Origin of the sequence: Pelomonas sp. KK5, assembly GCF_001984095.1 — a bacterium.
Lineage (GTDB): Bacteria > Pseudomonadota > Gammaproteobacteria > Burkholderiales > Burkholderiaceae_C > KK5.
Genome location: NZ_LYVQ01000505.1, coordinates 1 through 932 on the forward strand (window position 1 = coordinate 1; position 932 = coordinate 932).

General features: G+C 66.1%; 1 pseudogene. It reads left to right on the top strand.

The annotated features are described in order from the left end of the window. Positions 1-786, top strand: a pseudogene (locus B0W88_RS34155) (hypothetical protein); the annotation flags it as partial. Positions 787-932 lie beyond the last annotated feature (146 nt).

The window sequence follows — 932 nt, forward strand, 5'->3', positions numbered from 1 at the left end:
CCCCATGGCGCCCCGCCCACCAACTGGAACGACACCTCGATCGGCGCCCGCTACTCCAGCGACTTCCGCTTCCCCGGCAGCGACGCCAAGGTGGCCCAGAAGATCGTCACCGTGAACAGCACGGGAGGATTCAAGTACGGCAGCTATATGTTCAACGTGGACTTCCTGAAGTCGGACATGAACAACCCCGAGGCCAACGGCAACAGCGGCGCGCAGGAGGTCTACAGCGTCGGCCACGTGGAATGGAGCTTCGGCAAGATGCTGGGCCACCCGGTCGCCTTCGGCCCGGTGCGCGACGTGGGCCTGACCACCGGCTACGAGCTCAGCAGCAAGAACGACGCCTTCCTCGCGCGTGGCCGCATGTTCACGCTGGGCCCGACGCTGGAGTTCGCGGTTCCGCGGGGCTTCTGGAACCTGACCGCCGGCATCCGCACCGAGAACAACCACAACGGCATCAGCCATGCCGACGTCCACTACGACACCGCCTGGCACATCGAGAGCGCCTGGGGCATTCCGTTCAGCGCCGGCCCGGTGCCGCTGAACTTCAAGGGCTTCGCGGCGATCACCGGCCCCAAGGGCAAGGACGGCTTCCATACCGAGACGAAGACCGAGGTGCTGACGCGGCTGTCGCTGCTGATCGACGTCGGCGCGCTGGCCGGCTCGCCGCGCACCTTCTACATCGGCCCCGGCTACGAGTACTGGCACAACATGTTCGGCACGCCGGCGACCGAAGCCGCGGGCACCAAGCGCTCGGCGGCCGTGCTGGTGGGCGAGATCCACTTCTGATCTCGTGCGGCGGCGCCCCGGCCCGGTGCGCCGCCCGCCCTACAAAAGTGCCAGCGAATCTGCGTTTTGTTTAGAGGCTTGGCGAGGGCAAAAACCTACAGTTTCCCCACACCCAAGGAGACCGCTTTGTCCGCCAAGAAAGTCCA